This window comes from Shewanella benthica KT99 (genome assembly GCF_000172075.1).
Classification (GTDB): Bacteria; Pseudomonadota; Gammaproteobacteria; order Enterobacterales; family Shewanellaceae; genus Shewanella; species Shewanella benthica_A.
On the sequence record NZ_ABIC01000005.1, the window covers coordinates 31577 to 50734 of the forward strand.

Sequence of the window (19158 nt, forward strand, 5' to 3'; positions counted from 1 at the left end):
GAGGCGTTAATTGAATAGAAAAAATGTGGTGTTCGAAGGGGTCAACTTTAGTCATCAGGATATGAGTGATTCACATTTTGAGCAGTGTAAATTTTATAGCTGTAATTTTAACCATACTGATCTCGGTGAAAGTCATTTTGTCGATTGTTCTTTTATAGAGCAAGGTGCTGAGAGTGGTTGTGGTTTTGAGTACGCTAATTTACAAGATGCGAGCTTTAAAGATTGTCAGTTATCTATGGTTAATTTCAAAGGTGCTAATTGCTTCGGCGCCGAATTTAGGAATTGCGACTTGAAAGGGGCTAACTTTCTCAAGACACGTTTTGCTAATCAGATAAGCAGGCAAGTGTATTTTTGCTCTGTATATATGACGGGGTGCAACTTGTCTTACGCTAATTTTGAGCGGCAATGTATTGAGAAGTGCGATCTATTTGAAAACAAATGGACAGGCGCAAATCTGTATGGAGCTTCGTTTAAGGGCTCTGATTTGAGTCGAGGTGAGTTTTCCAGTGACGCTTGGGGTCAGTTTAATCTAAGGGAGTGCGATCTTTCTCATACAGAACTATATGGTTTAGATCCGAGAAAGGTGGATCTGAGCGGCGTTAAAATCTGCATGTGGCAGCAGGAACAGTTACTCGAGCCTCTTGGATTGATTGTTGGACCTGACTAGCCAGCTAGAAATACGTTAATAAAAAACCACCTCGAAAGATGGTTTTTGCTTTTAAGCTTCATGCTTTACAGTTTATGACTCGCAACTCGCAACTCGCAACTTCTAGCCTATTTAGCCGAGAAATCATTATCGACTAGCGGCTGCTTGTTATCAGCTTGAGGAACATGGCACTGGGTACAGTTGTAGTAGTGCTTGTTCAGTTTACTATCGGCAAGCAGGTGAGATACATCTATCTCAGTCGCTTTCATGCGCTTAGCTTTCGCTGGGCTGTGGCAGTTCATACAGCTGTTTTTCTTGAGGTTGATCGGGTATTGCGCCTTATGGGGGATCAAGGGGGGCTGATGCACAAACGTACGTTCGATGGACTTACCGCGCTTGGGGTAAGTTGGTATTACATCGGCGGCGCGCACTTCAGTGATCTCTGATTGCCCGAGAGAGGTGATATTAACCGGATCGGCTTGAGTGTTTGCTTGTTGTCCCGAGCATGCATTGAGCATAAATAACATGGCGACGGCAGTAAGTAATTTTTTCATTTTATCTCCTAGGGACGAGCAAGCGCCCGTCCTCTGTGTAGGTCGATGAATCTCTATTGTTGAATTTGACGGTAATTTTTAATTAAACTTAATGCTTATTCGATTTTACGTTATCGATCTGGTGGTAGATCCGGTTGCTATTAAGCACGCCTTATATGGTTTCGACGTTATCTAGAATAGATGTCTGGGTTTCACCCTCTAAGGTGATCACAAACTTACCTTGCTCGGTAACGGCATGGATATCCGTGCCAGTGAGTGCATAGATTTGAGATTCAACCTGAGAAATGGCCTTAGGTGCAGCATGCACGACTAGGCTGGTAATATGGTACTCCTGACTCATCGGCTCGTTTACCTTCAATTAGAGACAGATAGCTGCGAGGACGGGTTTTGGAGAGCTAACTGTCAAAGTATGCAGCGAGTTTAGACCATAAAATAATTGTGGGTATACCTAACAAGAGATATTGGATCTATTTATAGATCAAGATCATCTTTTTCGATGTGATCTAACTCCCAGTTTAATAAGTAGCCATATTCATGAGCAAGCCCTTAATTATCAAAGCTGGACGAACCGAGATAATTTAGTCAATGCTCATATCCTGTCAGTTCCATATAGCCTTCACCTCTATGGCTCCCCGAGACAATGACCGGCCCTTCCCAATAGCTGATACTTAAGGGCACTCTTGCATCTGGATTGAGTGCCTCGGTGCGAATATCAATATTTTCAGAGGGTATCGAAATATTCCACGCAACAGGGTAGGAAACTGAGTCTATTTCATGCCAATTTGCTACTTGTAGCTGGATATCTTTGGAGGCTATATTACGGCCGCTGCCATCGGCAAACATTCTGCGGCCGCTATAGAAGCTAGGTTTGTCCTGTCCTCTCAGCTGGAACAGCATCAAAGTTGACCCTCCTGCTAATCTAAGGGCGAACCAGTCCCAGCCAGCCTGTGTCTTGTTGAGAAACTGCGAGCTCCACTCTCGGTCTAGCCAGGCATCGCCGCTGACCTTATGATCTACTCCATCGATAGCCACAGTGCCTGAAACCTGGATAAAAGGTTGGCTGTAATAATGGGAGGCCACAGAACCGTCGGCGCTTTTAATGCTGTAACCATTCTCACCCTGGAGCTGATAGGGCGCACTCGTTTCCAGCGTTAACTGATAGCTAAATTTTTCGGCATTGACCTTAAGTGTGGCGGGAAACAGGTCTGCTCCTGTACCGGTCCACTGCCAGTCATCTATCTTTATGGTGAGGGGATCGGTTGAGACATCGGCCAGTCTTGGATGGCGCCTCGACCATCTCTCTTCGGCAAGGTGTGAAGTTTCAGTGGTGATGGCCGCATGGGTCATAAAAATTTGCTTGCTGGCCCAGCCTGAATCGGTGAGCTTAGTGTGTGACGCTGATTTTTCAGAGGATTTCTCAGGCGATTTTTTTGGAGACAGGGCGACACGAAACTGAGTCCATTGCAGCCCCAATTGTTCACCCTCATCAGTCTCTAAATTCGCCGTGAGGTACCACCACTCCTGACGAAAATCATCGTGAGACAGATGATCTTCGGGAAAGCTTATTCTCCTCTGTTTATCAACGACCGTATAGCCAGCAGCATTATCGCCTAACAGGCTTGCCATAGAGCTAGGTGTAGATGTAAGCGTCGATGGCTTAGAGCAGGCAGTAAGCGTGGTGATCGTCAGCGCGCAGAGTGTTAGCACGAGCAGTATTTGTTTCGGCATCATATCACTTCCCTCTGCAGGCTGGATATTAGCGGGCGTTTGGTTTGCCTATATAGAGGGAAAGCCACGGCCAACAAGCTGGAGACCAGTGCCAGTAAGACCACTTGGCCATAGGCGAGCCAGTCCCATTCCATGGCGATACTCCAGCCGAAGGCTTGTAGGGTGATCTTATTGATCAGCAGATAACCTAAAATAGCGCCCATTGGCAGGGCTACCAGGCAGGTAAACAACACGATAATCAACATCTGACCGAAGACGAGAGTGGTCAGCTGACGGCGATTGACCCCCAGGGTGTAGAGCCTGGCCATGGGGGCCATTCTCGCTTGGGTCAGCATGAAGCAGGCGCTAAATAAGCCGATGGCCGCCACGAGTAGGGTCAAGCTATTTAATACCTGAGTGATAGAGAAGGTGCGCTTAAACATGATGATCGCCTGCTGTTTAATCTTTTCCTGGCTGAATATCATGGCATCGGGTATAGAGAATGCCTGCTGTAGCTCTTGTTTGAATTTGTCTGTGTCTCCGGCAACGTTTATGGCCAGGCTCAGGGGTGCCTGTGGAAATCCATTGGCTTGCCAAGTCTCCGGGGAGATGATGACCTCGCCGTAGGGATTGCCGTAATCGTAGAACACACCGCCCACGGTAAAGTGATCATTTGGCAGAGCCTGTAAGTCAATGCCGTCCCCTAGTTCGAGATTTAACTTGATGGCGAGTGGCTCGCTGATCAGCACGAGTTTATTAGCAAAAAATGCTGGCCACATATTTTCGACCGTCTCTTTAAAAACGGTAGTCTCGGCTAAGGACTGTTTATCTCGAGTGACAATATTGATCGGCAGCTGGTCTTGTTTACTGCTTAGGTACCAGTGTTTATAGAGGGCATCCACATCTTTGTGCTTTTTCAAAAAGGATTCAACCTCGGCCATCTGACTCGATGCAGGCCTGATATAGAGCTCGGCGTGGAGTCTGGCATCGAGCCAGTTTTTCAAGGTGCTCTCGAAGCTGCCCACTAAGGTGTTCATGGATATATTGGCTGTCAGCGCCAGTAACATGGCCATCATGGCCAGCGATAGGGGGGCGATTAGCTCCTTGGTCTCGGCGACCTGATAATGTAATAAACCCTTAGGTGTCACCTTTAGCAGCTGGTTGACCATAAATGCCAGAGACCAAGGCAGGGCTAAGGGAATGGCGATGACTACAAGGCCAAGCAGGATCATGGTGTAGCGATAGTCTTGGCTAAAAGGCAGTAATATTGATGCCACTAATCCGAGTGTGATGGCAATGAATAATTGATATCGATAGATCTTATCGGCACTTTTTTGCTGAGTGAAGTGACCCGAATTCCCGGCCAGAGGCTGACGGATTAGCTGAATGAATAATGACGCTGAGGCTGCTAGAGCGGCGAGAAAAGTCAGGCCTATGGCCTGAAACAACCAGCTCCATTGCCAGTGACCCGGAAATATCTTCGCGCCATAAAGCTGCTCCAATGTGACCGATACCATAGGTTGCAGCCAGTGACTGAGCTGCAATCCCAGCATAAACCCTATGATAGAACCGACTATGACCAAGAGCAGAAGCTCGATGCACAGAGCCAACATCAAGGGGGCCTTGGCTATGCCTTGTTGTTGAAGTTGTGTCAGTAACCTCTGTCTCTTGAGTAAGCTATAGCGAACCCCGTTATAGGCGATAAACAGGCCGACCACGAAGGCCAGCAGGCTCATGGCGGTCAGGTTAAGATGAAAGCTCTCGGTGAGGGCGGTGAGGCCCTCGCCATTATCACTCTCAATTAACATGCCTCGATTGCCAATAAGCCGCTCTAAATGACTCTTATTACTGCTTACGTCAGAGAAGAGGGCGATATAGCTGAGTTCATTGGGCCGCTTGAGTATGCGCTGAGCCAGAGAGATATCCATTAAGATATCCGATCCCAAATTGCTGGCATCATCTAAGGCTATGACAGTTATCTTCACCCCCCCGAGTACTAAGTCACCGTCTTGGGAGATCTGTTCTGCCAATGATTTACTGGTCAGTACTAGGGGCGCGCCGGATAAGATATCTCCTATGGGAATATTTAACGAGAACAGCCCGCCGCCAGCTTTAGCTCTGGCTTGACTATTTACTTGAGAAGCGGAGCCAGGGAAAGAGGTGAGGGCGGCCATAAGGTCGCTGCCCTGAATGCGCCAACGTTTGCCTTTCGAGTCGCTGGCCACGCCTTGCAAGACTGGCAGGCTATTGCTGAAACCGTCGGCGCGCATATCGAAGTATAGGTTTTCATCCAGACGCTGACTGCCAAGTGGCGGAATGACAGACCATTTGGCTTGCTGGCTCAGTAGCTCGGTGGCAGAGCTGTAGCTCTGAATGGCGTTTTCATTGGTGGTGCGAACCCCGATCAACAAGGTGACAGCCAGTATAATACCGATACTGATGGCGCCAGCCTGCAGAGGGGCTTGGCGATAATGGCCGAAGAAGACCTCAAGGCAGAGCCGGGTCATGCGAATGAGTTTGGTATTACTCATGGATCTGGCCATTATCCAGATGCCAACGCCGCCGCATAAACTCGGCGCATTCCATGCTGTGGGTGACCATAATTATGCCGGTGTCTTGCTCTCTTGCCAGTTCACACAAGAGCTTCATCACCTCTAAGCTGGCGAGCTGATCTAAGTTGCCTGTGGGCTCATCGGCTAACAGGAGTCTGGGTTTATGGGCCAGAGCCCGGGCGATGGCGACTCGCTGCTGTTGACCACCGGATAAGGCTTCGACATGACGCTTGAGTAATGGCCTCAGACCTAAGCTATCGACCAGATGATCGCACCAAGTGTTCCAATCTAAGCCATTGAGCCTGAGTGGGAAGGCAATGTTATCTTCGACATTAAGCGGGGTCAGCAGATTAAATTGTTGAAAGACCACGCCTAAATAAACCTGCCTGAAATGACTCCAGTGACTGTCGTTCCATGGTGTGGTGTTTTCGCTCAGCAGGCTAAGGGAGCCAGCATCGGGGCGTTCAAATCCGGCGATCAGATTAAGCAAGGTGCTCTTGCCACTCCCGCTGGCACCTGTGAGCGCAATCGTATCACCTTGGGTGAGCAGCAGGTCGAGTCGGTCGAGGACCTTGTGACTGACTCCTCCATCGATAAACTGTTTGCTGATCCCTTGCAGTTGCACTATCTGTTCTGTCATAAGGCTCCAATCGCCAAGGCTAATTCCATTATGGGTCAAAACTATGAGTCAATAGTCAGTGATCATACCGAATCATACATCATTTTCAACCTGGATCCGCTGACCTTTACAGAGCCAAGAGCTGCACTAATCATCAGCCTAGCTTAGAGGTAACATCTTGGGGTACAAGCTATAATTTGCTCAGCATGTCGAGTTGGATAATTTAAAATTCCCGGTAGTGTTAGTGCAGGAATATGGCCTGAGATGAATTTTTATGGGGAGCGTGGCACACCTCAGGGCATGGCACAATTGACGCCTTACCCAGATGGTTATTTTCAATTACACGGCATGACTCAAGATATCACCCCGTTTAATAACGGCTTAGTGGCGAGCTGTTAGCGAGGCCGCGCCAGTACCCTGAAGCCTTGGCGAAGAACTTTTAACTTTAATACCTATTGGTATAACTATCAGCTGCCTGATCCCTGTCTTATTCTCTCTGCCGGAACCCTTAGCTGCTGCATCAGATAAACTTTGAAATCGGCTTGGTAAGGCTGATTCTCTATGGCTTGTTGCATGCAGTACAACCAGGCTTCACTTTCTCTATGGCCCACCGACAGATGTTTATGAGCGGCCGGGATATCGATGGAGCCATAATGCTCAGAATACAGCTTAGGGCCGCCAAGCCAGCCGGAAAGGAAGTACGCGAGTTTCTGACGGAGATCAGTAAGGTCACTAGGGTGCATATCCCGGATCTTCTTTGATGAGGAGAACTCATCCATATTTTGGTAAAACTGATCAACCAAGCGAGTCAAACCTGCTAAGCCACCCGCCATTTGGTAGGAGTTGTCACCAACCCCATATTCACAACTTCTTGAATTCATAACTTCTGCCGAAATCTGCTGTAGGGTTAACTCCACTGCCTTTTGCTATAGAGCTAATTCCACTGATTTTTTATTTAGTGCAATATCGTACTTTGTTGCAGAAGCCATCGCCAGTAGGTATGAAGTTTTTTCAAACTTTGTTTGGAGGTGTGTGGCCTTGTAGCCGAGGAATATTGGATGAAAGTCGTGGATATCAAACTTGAATCCTTGGCTACCAGCTGGCTGAAGTCTTATTTTTTATATTGTCTTTCCGGCAATGCTTTTGGGCCGGAATCCATCACTTTATCTGTACCTTCTAACTTGATTTTGAGTATGCGCCTTACGACGGAGAAGGGATTCCAAACGAAGTTTGGACCAGTACAGCGAAGCTGATGGGCACCAGTAACGTTCAAAGTTACCCCATAAACCTTTACCACCTAAAGGTTCTCAAGTTCCGACTGACATTGAATACATAACTCTGCGATAGCATGTATCGTGAGCCGACCGAGTCCAATACTCTCACCACATTCGAGACAGAAGCCATACTCCTCGGGTTCGAGCAAGATCTGCTTGATACGCAGGAGGTGCTGTTGCATCAGCACTTCACCGGCTTGTGCCATCTGTTGTTGCTGAATCGCGTCTATGCGGGATACTCGGCCAACCGCTTGCTGGTCGAGTCGCACCGGGGCGCTGCGTTGGTGGATTGATTCTATTTGCTGCTCTAGGTCACTAAGTTCATGTTTAAGCTTAGTGAGTAGCTCTTGTTTCTCGGTTGAGGTGAGATCTGCTTGTTTCAAGAGTCAGTCTCCGATTTGGGATAGAACCGACTAAATTATCTGACTTCTTCTCGTAAAACAAGTGGGTATAGCAGGGGATGACAAGGGGTAAACAAGGACTAAACAAGAACAATAAAAAAGGCGCACTCATATTTTTATAGTGCGCCTTACAGCATATTCTTCCTAGTTTCCTAGTTTCCTAGTTTCCTAGTTTCCTAGTTTCCTAGTTTCCTAGTTTCCTAGTTTCCTAGTTTCCTCGTTTCCTAGTTTCCTAGTTTCCTAGTTTCCTAGTTTCCTAGTTTCCTAGTTTCCTAGTTTCCTAGTTTCCTCGTCTTAACTTTCATCTTCAAGCGAATACGGCAGTGGCTTAATCGTCAGCGATGAAGTTTCATCTCCTGCGATTCTAAGCTTGGCGCTGTCTGCCGTGTCATTAGGTAGCACGGCCGTCAGTAAGACTTGATCGCCTGATTGAACCAGTTCGATGATGGTACCCGTTTTCTTGAAACCATCGTCTAAGGCGAGCTCTAGTCTGGTTTCCAGACTGACAGTTTCGCTACTGGTGCCGCTTAGGATATACAGGGCGCGTTTATTGCCACCGCGATACTTCATGCGGGCTATGGTTTCCTGGCCCATGTAACAGCCTTTCTGGAAGCTGATGCCATTAATGCCCTGCAAGTTGCACATCTGAGGCACAAACTTGCTCTGATGTGAGGCGGCCAGGTTGGGATAACCGGATTGGATCTCCAGAGCCTGCCAGGCGGTGGCATCGACTATTTCTTGATTAATAGAGGTAAGTAAGGGCGCAGCGGCTTCCTTGTCCATCACTATGATGAAACGGTCATTGTCTTTAAGCAGCAGGCCACCAGCAATCACGGTGACTTCTTTGTCTATGCTAGTATTGTCGGCTGGGCCAAACCGCTCATTGACCCAAGCTTGTGCCTGTTCACCGGCGACGCCTAAGAGTAAGAATTTGTCGGTAACATCGACCAGATCGGCCTTGCTGAATACCGCATATTTAGCGAGTTGTGTTAGATCCAGGGCCAAGGTATCTGACGGCATCATCATGATCAGGGCATCTTCGAGGGCGAAGGTTCTGAAGCTTGCCAGCATCTTGCCCTTGGGATCGCAGTGGGCTCCCCAGCGCCATTGGTCATTTTCTAGAGAGCTGATGTCTGTGGTGACTTGTCCATGGATAAAGCTGCGGCCTTGTTCACCCGTCACGCTCATTAGTCCCAAGTGGGATAAGTTAGAGAAGAATAGCGATGGAATTGGGTCATTCAAGTTCCAACTGGGCTGAGAAACTGAAAGAGTCATATCATGATCCTAGGAAATAAACGGGCTGGAAAGAGCTGATTGTAACTCTAATTTGCCAATGCTTGAAATGAAATAGCCCGCATAATGAGTAAAATCATACGGGCTATTCATTTTTAGTCTCAGACTGGTGTTTAGTGCAGTAAGCGAGTTCTGATTGTGCCTTCGATGGCCTTCAGCTGCTCTAGTGCCTCTTCGGCTTGATTCGAATCGACCTCCATCACCACATAACCAATTTCAGCCGTGGTCTGTAGGCACTGATGTTGACAGGCGATGTTGATACTTTTTAGAAAAGCTTGAAATGAAATAGCCCACATAATTGATAACGTTATGCGGGCTATTCATTTTTAGTCTCAGACTGGTGCTTAGTGCAGTAAGCGAGTTCTGATTGTGCCTTCGATGGCCTTCAGCTGCTCTAGTGCCTCTTCGGCTTGATTCGAATCGACCTCCATCACCACATAACCAATTTCAGCCGTGGTCTGTAGGTACTGGGCGGCGATGTTGATGCCTTTCTCTGCAAACGCTTGGTTAATCTTGATCAGTATACCGGGACGGTTGTGGTGGATATGCAGTAAGCGAGAAGTGTCTTTATGCTGAGCCAGAGACACTTCCGGGAAGTTGACCGCAGTCATGGTTGAGCCATTATCTGAGTACTTCGCTAGCTTGCCTGCCACTTCGATGCCGATATTTTCCTGGGCTTCCTGAGTGCTGCCACCCACATGCGGTGTCAGGATGACGTTATCCATGCCGCGTAACGGGCTGAAGAACTCGTCATTGTTAGACTTAGGCTCAACCGGGAACACATCGATAGCAGCGCCCGCGAGTTTTTCACTGCGGATGGCCGATGCGAGAGCGTCAATGTCGACAACGGTGCCGCGAGAGGCGTTGATTAAAATGCTACCTTGCTTCATATAAGCAATCTCGGCTTCACCTATCATCTCTTTGGTCTGCGGTGTCTCAGGTACGTGCAGGCTGACTACATCAGCGACAGACATTAATTCTTGCATCGAGTGAATTTGCTGGGCATTACCCAGTGGTAACTTATCTTCAATATCGAAGAAAATCACGCGCATACCGAGCGTCTCGGCCAAGATACCGAGTTGAGTACCAATATGACCATAGCCAATCACACCTAAGGTCTTACCGCGGGCTTCGAAACTGCCTACGGCACTCTTAAGCCATCGGCCTCTGTGCGCCATGGCATTACGCTGTGGAATACCACGAAATAACATAATAATTTCGCCAAGCACTAACTCGGCAACACTTCGAGTATTTGAAAATGGCGCATTGAAAACCGGGACACCCAGTTTTTCAGCAACATTTAAGTTAACTTGGTTAGTCCCAATACAGAAACACCCGATACCGACAAGTTTCTCGGCTTGGCTTAACACTGCTGCGGTGATCTGGGTGCGGGAGCGAAGGCCAACAAAATGAGCATCTTTAATCGCTGTGGCTAAGGCCTCTTCCCCGAGAGATGCTTTGTGGTATTCGATATTGTTGTAGCCTGCACGCTTAAATACATCAACCGCAGATTGGTGGACGCCTTCCAACAGCAGGATCTTGATCTTATCCTTGTCCAGCGAATGTTTCGCCATGATTTGAGTACCTTCTTCGGTTATGGGTATTATGTTATTTGTGTAAACAGTCAATTGTCCGACCAAAGTAGCATTTTTTTATGCACAGTGGAGGGCTGGATGGCTAAAGTTATTATTTTTATATCAAAACAATAGAGTTTATCCGTATATGAGGTTTTTATTTTGAATAAACAGCTTATTTGGGATACCCAGTCGGATATGGGCATGGCGTTGGTGGGGGCGATAATGTGCCTAATTACACTTGCTAGGTTTCATGATTCACAGCTGGCTAAATTTAACGGCTAACTAGTGAATTATTTTATCTTATATGAAGTCTACTGGTTTTTTATGCTTTAAAAGTCTAACTATATAAGATTTTAATAACTAAAGTTGATAAAAACAGACTTTTCATCATGTTTACATTTAGTTAATACTTTTTTACTATGGTGTTACAGTTGAATTTATTCGAATCTACTAACACTATTCAAAATAGTAATCATTCTGGTTGATAGGGAAGATTGACCATACCCTTACAGAGAGCAAGTAAACTTTTCAGGGAGAGAAGTGAATGAGTAAGATTTATGAGTTGGTGTTCTTGCATCAAGTCGCGGCACCATGCCACCTGGCTATTTTGGCCGAGTCTATAGGGCTAAAGACACGTATTGTGAAGCAGGTATCTGAGCTAGAGCCTGAGAGAGACAATAACTGCTTCTATTTGATAGAACAGGAGGGAGCCGCCTTAGATAGTAAAGGAATACCGTTATTGGCATCTCGCCTAGTGTCCCATGTACCCGTCGCACTCTATCAGGTTAATCGTGAGAAACTTGAGCCAGAATCTGCCTTGTTATTGGGGATTCGTGGTTTGCTCTATGCCGATCAGCGTATGGATCTTTTGTTGACCGGTTTAAGAAAGATGGTGGCCGATGAGCTTTGGTATGACAGGGCTCTGATCAGTAAGATGTTCCGTCAATTGGTAAGTCGTTTAGACCGCACCAAGGATTATTCGCAAGATAACGCAGCCATGCTGCAGATGTTGACGAAAAGAGAGCGCACCATCATTCAGATCGTATCCAGTGGTGCTAGAAATAAAGAGATCGCTCATCGACTCTGTATCAGTGAACACACGGTGAAGGCACATATCTCCTCTATTTTCAGGAAGACACAATCACGTAATCGTGTGGAGTTATTAAGATGGGCGCAAACCTACCAGAGTCACTTCGAGTTATGTTCTTAGTAAGTTAATAAGCTATTATTTATTGAGGCTCAGCTAAAGATGGCTGATTGCTGAGAGATATTTTGAGAGATAGTCACTAACGGAAAAGCTAAAACGGTCTCAATGGCCGTTTTTTTATGCCTGCAAAACCCAGATGTTAAGAGTAATTAACTAGGCTTGTATAAATTTCATTCTATCCTAGAGGCTTTTATGCAGATTTTGTAAAAAATTGTCACAGCTTGATAAGTTGGTGTTCGGCCTTGGTTTTAATGCCTGTTCTTGATTAAGCATTTGATTTTGACATGCTTAACACCCATCTTGAGCCATTTGTTCTTATTTTCGTTAAATCCACTTTATTTTTTCTTTGTTTTACAAGTGTTTATAAGTCGTTAATGTGATTTAGATATCTTTTTTTTATCATCCAATTCTGTAAGAATCCCTAGGTACGTTAATAGAAGTTAACGGCAATATTATAAAAATGGGGTTGAATGAATGGATAATGTTAAAAAACTGTCAATGCTTGCACTGGCGATCGCCGCGGCTCTGCCTATGATGGCGAGCGCCGATATAATTATTAGTGAATACGTCGAAGGCGGCAGTTATAATAAGGCTATCGAGCTGTACAATACGGGTGATATATCCGTCGATCTGGACGGTTATAAGCTAGTACGCTTCAAAGATGGTGCGGAAACATCATTAGACCTGGTGGCCTTAGATGGTCAGTCGATCGCTTCCAAATCTGTTAAGGTCATTACTCACCCAAGTGCCACTATCACTTTGGGCGCGAATGTCGATTCGATGACTGGTAATCTTCAATTCAATGGTGGTGACGCAGTTGCCCTCTTGAAAGACGGTGCTATTGTCGATGTTATCGGTACTATTCCTACGCCAAATGGCTGGGGATACGATAAGACATTTCAACGTAATGACGATGTGACTGCGGCTAAAACCGTGTTTGATGCGGCGCAGTGGAGCGAACTTGCCAAGGATACTTTTAATGGTTTAGGTACTCGTAGCGGCATTTTTGTCGGTGGTGAAGTTGAGCCCGTTGAGCCATATGCCTGTATTGGTGATATTACCGCGATTTATGATATTCAGGGTGATGGCCAATATAGTCCTCTGACATCGTCTTCATATCCTTTTCTTTCTGCCGATGCCGTACTGGTTAAAGGTGTGGTGACGGCTCGCTTGGATAAAAAGAAAGGCTTCTTTATTCAAGAGGTAGTCGGTGATGGTTCGACTGCAACTTCCGATGGTATCTTTGTTTCATTAGGCGCAGTAGCACCAGCAGAAATCGTACCGGGTAAGCTAGTTTGTTTAGAAGGTAAAGTTAAAGAAAACTATAAGCAGACTGAAATCGTCGGTAACCCTGAAAAACTGGTTATTACCGGAGATGCAGAGCTTCCAGCTGTGATAGCTCTTGTTATCAATGATGGCGAAACCTTAGCCGATGCATTAGAGCGTCATGAAGGGATGAAGATTAAACTCGACTCCGGCAGTGATATGAAAGTCACCAGCCCATATGGGTATGATGGACATGGAAATACCATGTCACTGTCTCACAAGGCACCTCTGTTTAAGGCTACTCAGGTTCACCCTGCAGGTTCTGAAGAGGCGGCGGCATTAGCGCTGGCTAACTCTAAGAATAAGTTGGTTATTGAAACTGGTCTCTCTGCACCTAATGGGCATATTGCTTATTTCCCTACCTTCAATGCTGAAACCGGCTATATGCGTATTGGCGATCAGCTCAACAATATAGAAGGCATGGTTAACTACAGCTATAACGCCTATCGCTTATATGCGACCAATGAGATTGTCGCCGGTGACTTCATCCGCGAAAATGACAGAGTCGGTACGGCTGAGATAGCGACTAAAGGTGATATTCGTGTTGCCAGCTTTAACGTGTTGAATCTGTTTACCAGTGACAGCGAAATTGGTGGCCCACTGAACCCAACCTGTGCAGATCAGGCCGATGCCGATGCGAGCCGAGGTTGTGGCCGTGGTGCTCACACCCTTGATGAATACCTGCTGCAGCGTACTAAAATTGTTAATGCACTCATAGAGATGAATGCGGATATCGTTGGTTTGATGGAAATTGAAAATAATGGCTTTAGCGAGTCCAGTTCAATTCAGTATCTGTTGAATTCGATTAACGCAGAACTGCCAGCCATCGATGCATATCAATTTATCGAAGCAGCCGATGCCGATAAGTACAAGGGTCAGTTTATCGGTAGTGATGCAATCGCCGTCGGTATTCTTTACCGCCCTAACAAGGTGAAGCCAACAGGTGATGCATTCATTATTGCTACACCTGAGCAGCACGCCGCCGAAGGGGTCGCGACCCGCGGAGAAGGTGACGATGTTGAAATTAGCCCTGGTTATGACAAGTATCAGCGACACAGTCTGGCGCAGACATTCCAGATCCATGACGAGAAGTTAACTATTGTCGTTAACCATCTTAAGTCTAAAGGTTCTGGTTGTCTGGAAGATTGGTTGGAATTCTCTGAGAGTAAAGATCCAGCCGATCTGCAAGGCAAGTGTAATGAGTTCCGTGTATCTGCGGCCAAGGTTATCGGTGAAGCTATCAAAGATATCGAGGGTGATATCCTGGTTATTGGTGATTTAAATGCCTACGGTATGGAAGATCCGGTTCGCGTGTTAACCGATTATGATGCCGCGACGTCGACACGCGACGTTGTTACCGCATCATGGACTACGATTAATGGCGAAGTCTATGAGCAAGAGGGGAGTGTGATTGAGAAAGGTTTCGGCCTTATCAACCTCAATACTCAGGCTCATGGGGCGGAAACCTACAGTTATAGCTATGGCGGTGAGTTGGGTAACCTTGACCATGCCTTAGGCAACGCAAGCGTTGCAGCTAGACTGGTCGATATTCAGGACTGGCATATCAACTCGGTTGAATCCAGCTTGTTTGAATATCCGAACAAGTACACGGGTGACTTGGTTAAGTCTGAGAATGTCTTTAGCTCTTCAGATCACGACCCTGTAATTGTCGCGTTAAGCTATCCAGCGCCGACTCCAGTTCCAACACCTGAACCAACTCCTGAACCTAAGAAAGATGATGGTGGTTCTTTAGGATATTTAGGCTTGGCAATGCTTTCATTACTTGGTTTACGTCGTCGTAAACACTAATTATTGAGATGACTCATTGTTAATCATAAACCGCCTTTAATTCATTAAAGGCGGTTTTTTTCTTGGCCATATCCTAGTCATTCTTGTTCTATTTGGTGCTATACCAGCAATTTATCAGTATTTGTCGGTTTTATATGGGGGGAGTCTCTTTTCTCTATTTTCATTGCGTTCAGTTGTAGGGTTTTACACTATCTAACCTATAGAAATGGTATGACAGCTAGGCCAGCCTTAGCTTTTTACTCCTCTTATCTGTTTAAACTTACAGCGCTAGCCAGTAGACTGTGGCTTAATTATCAGAAGAATGGATGTAGTGATGAGTATTTGGTTTAGACCGGTGAGCCTGGAAGATTGCGCTAAAATGGATGCGGGCATGCATGGCAAGGGCACCTTGATGCAAACTATGGGCATCAAGATCACCGAAATTGGGGATGATTATATGGTGGCGACTATGCCTGCCTCTCCTGAGGTTCATAATCCACTGGGAATCGTCCACGGCGGAGCCAATGTGGCATTGGCGGAAACGGTTGCCAGTTATGCGGCAAACTTCGCCGTAGATTTTGAGAATTACTACTGTGTCGGCCAAGAGATCAATGCCAATCATCTTAAAGCATCTAGAAATGGCACCTTGACTGCGACGGCAAAGCCGGTGCATTTAGGTAAGCGAAGCTCAGTATGGGAGATACTTATCCATAACAGCGGCGGTGATCTTTGCTGCATCTCACGCATGACAGCAGCCGTGGTTAAGCGTTAGTGATACAGGCTTTAATGCACTAAACTTGTTATCTAGGTTTGAATCGATTGTTAGCTGTGGGGAATAGGTAAAATGGATAGTGCAACAATTTGGGAGTGGGTCGGCTACTTAGCCTCAGTGGTGGTAGCCATTTCGCTGATGATGTCGAATATTAAAAAGTTACGCTGGTGGAACCTGATCGGTGCTGGCCTTTTTGTCGCTTATGGTTTGGCCATCGATGCCATACCTGTGGCTTTGGTCAACTTCTTTATTGTATTGATCGATGCTTATTATATAGTCAAAATTTATAAAGCCGAAAAGTCGATTAACCAACAGCCTTGAGCTAGCCTCTAGCCTTCGCTGAGTTGAATAGACAGCTCTGAGCTAATTAGAAGCCTTGCGCTGAATAATTGGAGCCAGTTAACTGCAGACGTTAGCTGGCTCTTGTTTTATTACAGATGTTCATTATCTCTAATGAAATCTATCGTTTTCTGGTTTTAACTATCTGTTTCCAAATGGCTGATTTCAACCTGCTGTTTTTAATGGCAATAGTGTTCACCCTCCAGCGTTTACCCTCTGGTTTTATCACCTTGTTCAACATATCTCTCTACGAGACCACCTTTCACTAGAGCTTAACTATTTATGTGTATTTTGTTGATTTACATCAGCATTAATACCAATAAAAGGCGTAACCTCCAATAGTGATAATGTCTTTCTTTGTCGGTATCTGTGAGTTATCTCTCATATCTCTAATCTTTAAAGTGAATTAGGTTAATCTATTTTAATCGTTTTTATTCATTTCATTTTTGAACTAATATTTATTCATCGACAGGGTTTATGTGAAGGTTTCTAGAGCTAAGCGGCTTAACGAAAGCGAAATGGATCAATAACTATGGCCACAATATTTGATGTTATCGAAGACTGGTTGAACTAATCGACCAGTACGACTGAATTAGAAAATTAATGAATAACAAGCATTGGAGAATAATATGACTAAAGAAGCTAACTACTTAACCAGCCAAAATGGCGCGCCTGTTGCGGACGATCAAAATTCAATGACGGCAGGTGAGCGCGGCCCGGTACTATTACAAGACTTTCATCTGTTAGAAAAACTTGCTCATTTTAACCGAGAGCGTATTCCTGAGCGTATAGTGCATGCCAAAGGCACGGGTGTTTACGGTACTTTTACCCTGACCAAAGACATGAGCGATTATACTATTGCCGATCACTTCAATGGTGTCGGCAAACAAACTGAAACCTTTATTCGTTTCTCGACCGTGGGCGGCGAGATGGGATCGGCCGATGCTGAGCGCGATCCTCGTGGTTTCGGTTTACGTTTCTATACGGCCCGTGGTAATCACGACATAGTGGGCAATAATACCCCGACTTTTTTCTTGCGTGATGGCATCAAGTTTCCGGACTTTATTCATACTCAGAAGCGTAATCCGCAGACTAATTTGAAAGATCCACAAGCCATGTGGGATTTTTGGGCATTGAATCCCGAAGCCCTGCATCAGGTGACAATCTTGATGTCGGATCGCGGCATTCCGGCTAACTATCGTCAGATGAATGGCTATGGTTCACATACCTATTCGCTGTGGAATGATAAAGGCGAGCGTTTCTGGGTTAAGTTCCATTTCAAGACTAAGCAAGGCATAGCGAATTTGACCCCAGAGCAGGCCGATATTCTTAAAGGGATTGATCCTGACTCATCTCAACGCGACATGGTCGCGGCAATTGCTGACGGTAACTTCCCTCGTTGGGCGGTTAAGGTGCAAATTATGCCAGAAGCCGATGCCAACACCTATCATATCAATCCATTCGATCTGACTAAGGTATGGCCACACGCCGATTATCCACTGATTGAGATTGGTGAACTTGAGCTTAATCGCATGCCTGAGAACTACTTCGCCGAAGTAGAGCAGGTCGCATTAGCCCCGAGTAACTTAGTACCGGGTGTGGGTGCATCACCGGATAAGATGTTGCAGGCTCGCTTGTTTGCTTATGCTGATGCACAAAGATACAGAATAGGCACTAACTATAATCAGCTGCCGGTGAATTGCCCGCACGCTACTAAGGCAAATCACCACCAACGCGCCGGTGCCATGGCGGGAACTCAATGTCCCTATAACGGCAGCCAAACCGGTGGAGATGCGAGTCCAAACTACGGGCCGAACAGCACAGAGTCTGCGTTAGTCGAGCCGAGTACTTTTGCCGAGCCAGCACTGCGTCTCGATGGTGAAGCCGATAGATACAGCCGTTATAATCAGGATGACTTTGCTCAGGCTGGCAACCTGTACCGTATTTTCCCTGAAGATGAGAAGGCCAGGTTGATCACCACTATCTGTGGTAGCTTGAGTCAGACGACGCTGGATGTGCAGCAGACCATGGTCGAGCATTTTACCAAGGCGGATGCAGATTACGGTAAGCGTATCAAGCAGACGTTGGGCTTGTAATAAAAAAAGCTAATAGATAAAAGGTAAGGCTCTAGTTCCTAGGAACTAGAGCCTTTTTACTTTTCTTGTTAAAACAATAGTGTCGCTACACCGAGTAGTGCAAACAATACGGCGCATCCTCGATGGATCAGGGTCAGGGGTAATTTTTCTGCGCTGAAGTTGCCGGCTATGACCACAGGGACGTTAGCGATAAGCATGCCTAAGGTGGTGCCCATGACGACTATAGCTAGAGCATCATATTTCGCCGCTAATACCACAGTGGCAATTTGAGTCTTGTCGCCCATCTCGGCGATAAAAAACAGAATGAAAGTGGCAATGAAAGGCCCCATCTTGTAGAAACGACTCTCTTCACAATCGACCTTGTCGGGGATCAATACCCACAGAGCGATAGAAAAAAATGAAGCGGCGACTAAGTAGCGGGCCAGTTCCGGGCTAATCAAGCCAACGGCCCAATTACCTAGCCAGGCGGCGCCAAAGTGGTTGAGCAGAGTCGACAGAAAAATACCGAGAATAATTGCCGTTTTACTGCCCTTTATGTGGCTAAATCTGGCGGCGAGTATGAGGGCTAACAGCTGAGTTTTGTCACCGATTTCGGCGATAGCAACCGTGAAGGTTGAGGCGAGTAGTGCTTCCAAGAGACTTCCTTATAGGGGGGCAACAATCTGAGTACAGAAAACCGGCCCCCCTTTTTTATGGGCGGTCACTGCACTCAGGTCTTGCAAAACAATATGAGTCATCACGTCATATTGTTGTGAGCACCATGGCGTTGTGGCCAAGTATGTTGACACTCACTCAATCTTTGCCTCGAAGTAAATCGATTCAGACAACAAAGATTGCTCGCTACTCCCCTGAAGTAGAGGCGAGCATTATACATTTTGAGGGTCGAGTGGCAATCTCTGAGTGCTAGAATTGATGATTATATTGAGTGAAAAAATCTCAGGTAACGTAAGTGTTTCCCCCTTGTTGGAAACTTACTGAGCCAGTGTTCAAACTTGTTTACAGCTGTT

The 19158-nt window shown here is 46.2% G+C and carries 16 protein-coding genes and 2 pseudogenes; 7 read left to right on the plus strand and 11 right to left on the minus strand.

Features of this window, described 5'->3' with window-relative positions; genetic code table 11:
• Nucleotides 1-10 precede the first annotated feature (10 nt).
• Complete coding sequence (locus KT99_RS03055; protein ID WP_040571543.1) at nt 11-667, plus strand: Qnr family pentapeptide repeat protein; 657 nt, start codon at nt 11-13, stop codon at nt 665-667.
• 107 nt (nt 668-774) lie between these two features.
• On the opposite strand, the gene KT99_RS03060 is transcribed toward KT99_RS03055, so the two are convergent.
• The 5 genes and pseudogenes from KT99_RS03060 to KT99_RS03080 all read right to left on the minus strand — a co-directional run bounded on the left by KT99_RS03060 (nt 775) and on the right by KT99_RS03080 (nt 6099).
• Nucleotides 775-1200, minus strand: coding sequence for a nitrate reductase cytochrome c-type subunit (locus tag KT99_RS03060; RefSeq protein WP_005496911.1), 426 nt, complete (start codon nt 1198-1200; stop codon nt 775-777).
• 154 nt (nt 1201-1354) lie between these two features.
• Nucleotides 1355-1540, minus strand: a pseudogene (locus tag KT99_RS03065) (chaperone NapD); the annotation flags it as partial.
• A 242-nt stretch (nt 1541-1782) separates the two neighbouring features.
• On the minus strand, nt 1783-2931 hold the full coding sequence (locus KT99_RS03070) for a lipocalin-like domain-containing protein (RefSeq protein WP_005496915.1): 1149 nt from the start codon (nt 2929-2931) through the stop codon (nt 1783-1785).
• Entirely contained in the window at nt 2928-5438 is a 2511-nt protein-coding gene (locus tag KT99_RS03075) for an FtsX-like permease family protein (protein ID WP_005496917.1), read from the minus strand. Before KT99_RS03075 ends, KT99_RS03070 begins: the two co-directional genes overlap by 4 nt.
• On the minus strand, nt 5431-6099 hold the full coding sequence (locus KT99_RS03080) for an ABC transporter ATP-binding protein (RefSeq protein WP_040571545.1): 669 nt from the start codon (nt 6097-6099) through the stop codon (nt 5431-5433). The genes KT99_RS03075 and KT99_RS03080 overlap by 8 nt, the downstream gene beginning before the upstream one ends.
• Before the next feature lie 243 nt (nt 6100-6342).
• Between KT99_RS03080 and KT99_RS23185 the strand changes: the two genes are divergently transcribed.
• Entirely contained in the window at nt 6343-6477 is a 135-nt protein-coding gene (locus KT99_RS23185) for a hypothetical protein (protein ID WP_005496925.1), read from the plus strand.
• A gap of 68 nt (nt 6478-6545) precedes the next feature.
• Here KT99_RS23185 and KT99_RS03085 read toward each other — a convergent pair whose 3' ends face one another.
• The 5 genes and pseudogenes from KT99_RS03085 to serA form a co-directional block, all read right to left on the minus strand.
• Nucleotides 6546-6959: a group II truncated hemoglobin gene (locus tag KT99_RS03085; RefSeq protein WP_040571564.1), complete on the minus strand. Its 414-nt coding sequence runs from the start codon at nt 6957-6959 to the stop codon at nt 6546-6548.
• Nucleotides 6960-7375: 416 nt separating this feature from the next.
• Nucleotides 7376-7735, minus strand: coding sequence for a TraR/DksA C4-type zinc finger protein (locus KT99_RS03095; RefSeq protein WP_005496928.1), 360 nt, complete (start codon nt 7733-7735; stop codon nt 7376-7378).
• 312 nt (nt 7736-8047) lie between these two features.
• Nucleotides 8048-9028, minus strand: coding sequence for a tRNA-modifying protein YgfZ (gene ygfZ, locus KT99_RS03100; protein WP_040571547.1), 981 nt, complete (start codon nt 9026-9028; stop codon nt 8048-8050).
• A 131-nt stretch (nt 9029-9159) separates the two neighbouring features.
• Nucleotides 9160-9324, minus strand: a pseudogene (locus KT99_RS03105) (phosphoglycerate dehydrogenase); the annotation flags it as partial.
• Between the two features lie 66 nt (nt 9325-9390).
• Complete coding sequence (gene serA, locus KT99_RS03110) at nt 9391-10620, minus strand: phosphoglycerate dehydrogenase (RefSeq protein WP_005496933.1); 1230 nt, start codon at nt 10618-10620, stop codon at nt 9391-9393.
• A 547-nt stretch (nt 10621-11167) separates the two neighbouring features.
• Between serA and KT99_RS03115 the strand changes: the two genes are divergently transcribed.
• From KT99_RS03115 to katB, 5 genes are all read left to right on the plus strand, one after another.
• A complete protein-coding gene (locus tag KT99_RS03115) occupies nt 11168-11833 on the plus strand; it encodes a helix-turn-helix transcriptional regulator (protein ID WP_005496938.1) in 666 nt (221 codons plus the stop codon).
• A gap of 471 nt (nt 11834-12304) precedes the next feature.
• Nucleotides 12305-14965 carry an extracellular exonuclease ExeM gene (exeM, locus tag KT99_RS03120; protein WP_005496940.1) on the plus strand — a complete coding sequence of 887 codons (2661 nt, stop codon included), beginning with the start codon at nt 12305-12307 and terminating at the stop codon, nt 14963-14965.
• Between the two features lie 313 nt (nt 14966-15278).
• The gene (locus KT99_RS03125; RefSeq protein WP_040571548.1) at nt 15279-15716 is read left to right on the plus strand and encodes a PaaI family thioesterase; all 438 of its coding nucleotides are present in this window, start codon (nt 15279-15281) and stop codon (nt 15714-15716) included.
• A 72-nt stretch (nt 15717-15788) separates the two neighbouring features.
• The gene (locus KT99_RS03130) at nt 15789-16037 is read left to right on the plus strand and encodes a YgjV family protein (protein WP_005496945.1); all 249 of its coding nucleotides are present in this window, start codon (nt 15789-15791) and stop codon (nt 16035-16037) included.
• A 647-nt stretch (nt 16038-16684) separates the two neighbouring features.
• A complete protein-coding gene (gene katB, locus KT99_RS03135; protein WP_005496948.1) occupies nt 16685-18151 on the plus strand; it encodes a catalase KatB in 1467 nt (488 codons plus the stop codon).
• A 68-nt stretch (nt 18152-18219) separates the two neighbouring features.
• Here katB and KT99_RS03140 read toward each other — a convergent pair whose 3' ends face one another.
• Complete coding sequence (locus KT99_RS03140) at nt 18220-18786, minus strand: TMEM165/GDT1 family protein (protein ID WP_005496950.1); 567 nt, start codon at nt 18784-18786, stop codon at nt 18220-18222.
• Nucleotides 18787-19158 lie beyond the last annotated feature (372 nt).

Bases quoted from the DNA above. Each gene is read 5' to 3' on its own strand.
- KT99_RS03115 (WP_005496938.1), top strand. From the start codon at position 11,168: ATGAGTAAGATTTATGAGTTGGTGTTCTTGCATCAAGTCGCGGCACCA.
- KT99_RS03075 (WP_005496917.1), bottom strand. From the start codon at position 5,438: ATGAGTAATACCAAACTCATTCGCATGACCCGGCTCTGCCTTGAGGTC.
- exeM (WP_005496940.1), top strand. From the start codon at position 12,305: ATGGATAATGTTAAAAAACTGTCAATGCTTGCACTGGCGATCGCCGCG.
- KT99_RS03125 (WP_040571548.1), top strand. From the start codon at position 15,279: ATGAGTATTTGGTTTAGACCGGTGAGCCTGGAAGATTGCGCTAAAATG.
- KT99_RS23185 (WP_005496925.1), top strand. From the start codon at position 6,343: ATGAATTTTTATGGGGAGCGTGGCACACCTCAGGGCATGGCACAATTG.
- KT99_RS03070 (WP_005496915.1), bottom strand. From the start codon at position 2,931: ATGATGCCGAAACAAATACTGCTCGTGCTAACACTCTGCGCGCTGACG.
- KT99_RS03130 (WP_005496945.1), top strand. From the start codon at position 15,789: ATGGATAGTGCAACAATTTGGGAGTGGGTCGGCTACTTAGCCTCAGTG.
- KT99_RS03080 (WP_040571545.1), bottom strand. From the start codon at position 6,099: ATGACAGAACAGATAGTGCAACTGCAAGGGATCAGCAAACAGTTTATC.
- KT99_RS03085 (WP_040571564.1), bottom strand. From the start codon at position 6,959: ATGAATTCAAGAAGTTGTGAATATGGGGTTGGTGACAACTCCTACCAA.
- serA (WP_005496933.1), bottom strand. From the start codon at position 10,620: ATGGCGAAACATTCGCTGGACAAGGATAAGATCAAGATCCTGCTGTTG.
- katB (WP_005496948.1), top strand. From the start codon at position 16,685: ATGACTAAAGAAGCTAACTACTTAACCAGCCAAAATGGCGCGCCTGTT.
- KT99_RS03060 (WP_005496911.1), bottom strand. From the start codon at position 1,200: ATGAAAAAATTACTTACTGCCGTCGCCATGTTATTTATGCTCAATGCA.
- ygfZ (WP_040571547.1), bottom strand. From the start codon at position 9,028: ATGACTCTTTCAGTTTCTCAGCCCAGTTGGAACTTGAATGACCCAATT.